The sequence below is a fragment of the Lactobacillus leichmannii genome (assembly GCF_024701915.1).
Lineage (GTDB): Bacteria > Bacillota > Bacilli > Lactobacillales > Lactobacillaceae > Lactobacillus > Lactobacillus delbrueckii.
The window spans coordinates 1-6,190 of sequence record NZ_QOCY01000007.1 but is presented as its reverse complement, the minus strand read 5'-3'; the positions used below and the strand labels follow the sequence as shown (position 1 = coordinate 6,190).

5 protein-coding genes are annotated in these 6,190 nt (G+C 49.3%); 4 read left to right on the top strand and 1 reads right to left on the bottom strand.

What is annotated here, in order from left to right; translation table 11 throughout:
- Nucleotides 1–175: 175 nt before the first annotated feature.
- Entirely contained in the window at nt 176–2,707 is a 2,532-nt protein-coding gene (locus tag DS743_RS00130; RefSeq protein ID WP_035184918.1) for a M1 family metallopeptidase, read from the bottom strand.
- Between the two features lie 154 nt (nt 2,708–2,861).
- Between DS743_RS00130 and DS743_RS00125 the strand changes: the two genes are divergently transcribed.
- The 4 genes from DS743_RS00125 to DS743_RS00110 all read left to right on the top strand — a co-directional run bounded on the left by DS743_RS00125 (nt 2,862) and on the right by DS743_RS00110 (nt 6,155).
- Nucleotides 2,862–3,101: a transcriptional regulator gene (locus DS743_RS00125; RefSeq protein ID WP_225209296.1), complete on the top strand. Its 240-nt coding sequence runs from the start codon at nt 2,862–2,864 to the stop codon at nt 3,099–3,101.
- Nucleotides 3,102–3,404: 303 nt separating this feature from the next.
- Nucleotides 3,405–4,307: an aggregation-promoting factor C-terminal-like domain-containing protein gene (locus DS743_RS00120; RefSeq protein WP_035184913.1), complete on the top strand. Its 903-nt coding sequence runs from the start codon at nt 3,405–3,407 to the stop codon at nt 4,305–4,307.
- A gap of 170 nt (nt 4,308–4,477) precedes the next feature.
- A complete protein-coding gene (locus DS743_RS00115) occupies nt 4,478–5,425 on the top strand; it encodes a sugar-binding transcriptional regulator (protein WP_035184911.1) in 948 nt (315 codons plus the stop codon).
- A 277-nt stretch (nt 5,426–5,702) separates the two neighbouring features.
- Nucleotides 5,703–6,155 carry a C69 family dipeptidase gene (locus tag DS743_RS00110; RefSeq protein ID WP_155760722.1) on the top strand — a complete coding sequence of 151 codons (453 nt, stop codon included), beginning with the start codon at nt 5,703–5,705 and terminating at the stop codon, nt 6,153–6,155.
- Nucleotides 6,156–6,190 lie beyond the last annotated feature (35 nt).

Genomic DNA, 6,190 nt, shown 5'->3' with positions numbered 1-6,190 from the left:
TGCCGGATAGACTTTCTGTTTTGCATGATATCTTTAAAATCGTTGTTCATTTTATTACCTCAAAGAATGTACGATAGTATTTACATCTATATTGTAACCGATTGCAGACAAGTTGAATACATAAAAAAACTGTTTCCAGCTCTTACCGGAAACAGTTTTCTTATGCTCTATTCAATTACTTTTGCAAAGCAGCAGCAACCGCGGCGTTGACGTCAGCTTGTTCGCTGGCAATCAAGTCTACCCGGTTAGCGATGACCTTCCGGTCCATCTTGATTTCCCGGTTCAGCAGCATGTTGCTTTCCTTGTCAGTAAAGAAGGCGTTGTATTCGTCGTAGCGTTCCTGGGTCTTGAAGACGCGGGAGATGACAGTGATGAAGGTAGCGAATTCCATGTCGCCGCCGACCGTCTTTTCCAACCATGCCCATTCGTCTCTGATCCAGTCCCAGGCCAGCTGTTCACCTGCCGGGTTGGACAAAACGCCGCTGAACCAGCCGCGCAAGTCCTGCGGCTTAACGATTTCAGCGTTTTTGAACCAGGAAACGATCTTCTTCAGTTCGCCTTCGTCCTTGCTCTTCACGATCGCGGCTTCCAGGTCCATCTTGAATGATGGGTCACTGGTTGCCTGGTACAAACCAATCAGCTTGTCAGTCAATTCGCTTGACCCGTAGTTTTCAACTTCGTTGATCAAAACGTATGGCCGGATATCAGCGGACAGTTCTGCCAACTTATCAGCGTATTCCACGTAGATTTCGTGGGCTTGCTTTTCTGAATCAGCGTTGCGGCCGTAAAGGCTAGCAGACAAAACGTATGGCCGGGTCTGAATGTCTTCATCGCTTTCCCCTGCCTTAGGCAGCCAGCCCAAACGGGCAACTTGGTCCTTGGACAAGTCGTTGTACAGAGCCCGCAGGTTCTTGTCAGCTTCACTGCCGGCTGGGGCAAATTGCCGCAGCTTAGCAGCAGTCGTGTACAGAGCATCGTTGACAATGTGGCTTTCTGAGTTCTTGAAGAGTTCCAGAACTGGTACCACGTCAGCGTATGAAGCCTGCTTGCCTTCTGCCAAAAGCCGCAGGTCTTGCAGCAATTGCAATTGGGAAACTGGATCCAAGTCCTTGGCTTCCTTCATGATGTCGTCCATCAAAGTCTGGTCGTACTTCACGATGAAGTGGGAGTTGTTGCCCACGTTCAAGCGCAGAGCGTGGCCGGCTTCTGCCCGCAGAGCCTGGTAGTCACCCAGGTCAAGTTCAACGTCTGACATGATCTTCGGTGCCTTGAAGTTAGCGTTAAGCGGAATTTCCCACTTGCGGCCGACTTCCTTGCCTTCACCGATGAAGAATTGCTTCTGAGTCAGCTTCAAGTGGCCGTCCTCAACAAAAGCATTCACCACTGGGTAGCCTGGCTGGTCCAGCCAAGTGTGCATGATTTCCCCAATGTTCAAGTCAGTGGCCGTTGACAAGGCATCCCAGAGGTCGTCACCTGCCGCGTTGCCAAACTTGTGCTCGTCAAAGTAGCGCTTCAAGCCCTTTCTCAAGGCTTCATCGCCCAAAAGTGACCGGACCATGACCAGCATTCTTGACCCCTTGGCGTAAACAATGGCCCCGTCAAAAAGGGCGTCGATTTCAGCCGGGTCATTAACTTCCACGTGCACTGACTGTACCCCGTCGGTTGCATCCCGGGTCAAGGCAGCCGCTGCTTCAGAAGTCTGGAACATTTCCCAGATGTGCCAGTTAGGTTCCAGGTGGTCAACTGACAGGTATTCCATCATGTTGGCGAAACTTTCGTTCAGCCAGAGGTTGTCCCACCATTCCATGGTTACCAGGTCACCGAACCATTGGTGGGCCAGTTCGTGGGTCACCACAGTCGCAACCAGCTTCTTCATTTCCAGAGTGGTGTTGTCCGGGTCCAAAAGCAGGTAGGCTTCCCGGTAGGTTACCAGACCCCAGTTTTCCATGGCACCGGCTGAGAAGTCAGGCAGGGCCAGCTGCAGTGATTGCGGCAGCGGATATGGAGTTTGGTAAAAGTCTTCGTAGAATTCAATTGCCCGCTTGGCAATGTCCAAGGAGAAGGTCAGTTCCTTTTCAGTGTGGGCTTGAGTTGAGTAAACCCCGATCAAGACCCCGCTCTTGGTGTGGGTGGTCAATGACCGCATTTCACCAAAGGCAAAAGCAACCAGGTAGCTGGACATGCGGACAGTTTCCTTAAAGTAGTGCACGCCGTTTTCTACCCGGTCTTCTGGCATGTTGGCCAAAACAGTTTCGCCTTCGTGTTCGTCAAACTTGAGGGCGAGGGAGAAGGTTGCCTTAGCTTCTGGTTCGTCAACACATGGGAAGGCTTCCCGGGCAAAAGTAGTTTCAAACTGGGTCCCGATCAGTTCCTTCTTGACGCCATCAACTTGGTAGTAGGACGGGTAGATCCCCATCATAGTGTCAGTCAAAGGCGCTGAGTAGTCGATCGCGATGACCGCTTCCCCAGTCTTGCCGGCTTCGATCTTGATGCCTTCAAAGTCGTCGCCAAAAGTAAACGGCACTTCCTTGCCGTCAACAGTGACCTTGCTGATGGTCATGTACTTTTGGTGGACCAAGACAGTTTCTTCCTGGATTTCACCATGGATGGTGGAAGTCCCTGAGAAAGATCTTGCTGCCCGGTCAACGTCGATGTACAGATCGTAGTGATCTGGATGGAATGTTTCGTAAAAGCGCTTAACAGCCATTGTTTCCTCCTATAATCCGCGTCTGATTTTTCCTCGCGTATATTGTATTCACACTTCTCTATTCTAGCAAAAAAGGCTAAATAAAGCCCATTTAACGCAAAATATCTTTTCCCCTGCCAGCATTAAAAAAACGCGTACACCACCAGGCCCAACCTTGCGGGTACATGGTAGCGTCATGGCCCTTAAGCAAGACGATGTACCCAGCTACTTAACCAGACAGAAGATCCTGTCTCCAGTTAAGCTGGCCATGGCAGAAAAAGCCAACCTCAACCAGCTCCGCTTTACCAAGAAGCAGCAAGGGCTGCTGACTGAATTAACCCGGCTGACCCGGCGGGTCAAGCTGAGCTTCGTCTACCTCAGCCCCTTGAACTCGATCAGCCAATTCAGTTTCTAACGGAAATTAATTCCATTTTTGAAATAATTGCATATGTAAAAGACCAGTCTAGCAGCTGGCCTTTTCCTTTTATTGCAGTCTCTTGACAATTGTTACTAATGTTACTTATCTGTATAGCTAATTTAAAGCGCTTAAAATGATAATTTCAGCCCTATCTTCGACTTTTTTATGATCTTTTTGCCAAAAAAATGTTCATTTTACTTGATTGTTAACGAGCTGTGGTCGTTTTGTAACACTCCTGTCATATTCCTTTAGTAGCATAGACTTAGTTTTTAAGAGAAGCATGTGAGGAGTTTCTACCATATGACGTTCAAACACAATTTCAAGAAAGTTTTATCAGCAACTGCTTTTGCAGCTGCCCTCGTGGTTGCTCCCGCCGCTAACGTTTCAGCGGCTACTAATGACGCAAGTTCTACCCAACAATCAGCAACTGCAACTAGTCAAGACCAACAAGCCAGCCAAGACCAGGCCGCAAGCCAGTCTAGCGCTGCTAACCAAAGCTCAGCTACTGCTGCTTCAGCAAGCGCAAGCACTTCTACTTCTAGCGCGACTTCAACCAGCACGGTAAAGAAAACCACTAAGAAGGCTAAGAAGACTACTAAGAAGAGCAAGAAGAAGACTTCCAAGAAGAAGGCAGTCAAGAAGGTTGCTAAGAAGACTACTAAGAAGAAGGCAACTAAGAAGGCCAAGAAGACTAGCAAGAAGTCAACTAAGAAGACTACTAAGGCCGCTACCGCAGCTGTAACTGCCAGCGCTGGCCAAAGCCAGGCAACTGACCAGCAAGACGACGCGGCTAAGAAGGCTGCTGAAGCTGCTGCTAAGAAGGCTGCTGCCGCTAAGAAGGCTGCTGAAGCTGCTGCTAAGAAGGCTGCTGCCGCTAAGAAGGCTGCCGCTAAGAAGGCTGCTGCTAAGAAAGCCGCCGCTAAGAAGAAGGCTGCTGCCAAGAAGAAAGCCGCCGCTAAGAAGAAGGCTGCTAAGAAGTCAGCTGAAAAGGCAGCTAAGTACTGGATCGCTATGCGGGAATCAGGCGGTTACTATACTGCCAGAAACGGCAGTTGTTACGGCCGCTACCAACTCTTGATTTCTTACCTGGGCGGTGACCTGTCCAAGAAGAACCAAGAACGGACTGCTGACCGCTACGTTTACGGCCGTTACGGTTCATGGGTCAACGCCAAGAGATTCTGGCTGGCTCACAACTGGTACTAAAATCAGACAATGCCGAAGGGGGAATCGATCGATTCCCCCTTCTTTTTTACCCTTTTTAGTTCTTTTTCCCTTTTTCAGAAAGTGATACCTTTTTACTTATTTTACAAAAGTAACCTTTTGTTTTACAATATTTAAATAGTCTTTTAAATGTCTAAAATTGGGAGGAAATCATGCAGCTCAGCAACGACCAGCTTGCGAACATCGCACATGACTACTATATCAGCAAACTCAACATCGCCGAAATTTCCGCCAAATACAACCTGTCCCGCTACCTCATCGACAAGGCCTTAAGCGATGCTGAAAAGACCGGCATCGTCCAGATCAACATCAAGGAAGGAGCCAAGCGGAATTCCGGCCTGGAAAAGAGTTTCCGCCAACAGTTTGGCCTCAAGGAAGCCTTTATCTTAAAGAAGCTGGAGACCAAGAACCAGGACAGCGAAAAGATCGTCAGCTTTGCCGCTGAACAGATCCAGAGCTACATGCAGTCCAGCAAGAACGTCGGAATCACCTGGGGCACGACCATGCTCGACATCATCAACTCCTTTACGGAAGTTAAAAACGATGACCTGACCTTCGTCCAGCTGGTTGGCTATCCTCTCCAGGGCAACGGCCGCAAGAATCCGTTGGAAAGCATCGCCGCTGCCCAATGCGGGGGCCACTTCCGCGCCCTTCCCGCTCCCCTTTACTCCTCCAACCCCGACCTGGTCAACTTGATCAAGAAGGAACCTTTTTACGAGCAGCTGGATGAGCTCTACGACAACATGGACCTCCTGGTCGCCAGCCTGGGCACCCTGCAAGCCTTTGAAGAAGAAAGATTCCTGCACGAAAAATACGAGAGCCTCCTCTTCAAGAACATCCACCAAAAGAGTATCTCCGGCATGATCTTCGGCCGGCCATACGACCATGAAGGCCACTTCTTCAGTTCAATTACTGACAAGATCATCGGCATCTCCGACCAGCAGATCGTCAAGACCCCGGTCCGCTTCGTCGTGGTCAACGACCGCTTCAAGTCTGAAGCCCTCTTAGGCGCCCTCAAGTCGGGCATCATCACCCACCTGGTCACTAGTGAAACCATCGCTGACCGGGTCCTGCAGCTGCAAGAAGAAAGCGGCCGGTAAAAAATTAATTATTTTGCCTGCTTAGCAGGCAAAAGGACCAGCTCCGAAAAAGAGCCGGTCCTTTTTTCAACCGGTATAATCTAGCTATCCCCTATTTTGTATGTAAAAATCTTTCTCATTTTCCGATAATTTCTTGCCCAGCTCCTTATTAATAAAGTAGTTTCTCTTTTCGTATAGGATTTTAATTTAAAGGCGAGAGGCTTATGATTTCTTTCAGTAAGCGCTAACAAGCACTCCTGTGTGATTGATAGGATTATATTTGATAGGGTGAAATATCATGCGTAAGTTTATTTGGGCTGCCGGTGCCCTGGGCCTGGCCGCTGCTTTTACCGCCACACCTGTTAAGGCTTGCACGACTGTAGTAGATGGCAAGAAGGCCACGACCGACGGATCAACCCTGGTTGCCCGTAATGAAGACGTTGGCGCCTGGTCCAAGCACTTCTATGTTCACCAGGCAACCAGCAATGGCCCGACCACTTATGTTTCTGAAGACAACGTCTTCAAGACCAGCTTACCGAAGACTGCCCTACGCTATACCAGCACGCCAGACGGCGAGCAGGTTAATGGCCAGTGGATTTTTGGCGAGAACGGGGTCAGCTTCAGCGACAAGAACGAAATCTGGTACATGGAAATCGGCTCCGGCCACACCTGGGCAGCTGTCAGAGTTCCAGACAACAAGTATGCCGTCATCCGAATTCAAAAACATATCCAATGCTATTCAGGTGAATAGCATTAAACACATTCTTGTCCTCTAGCCGAAGCTGG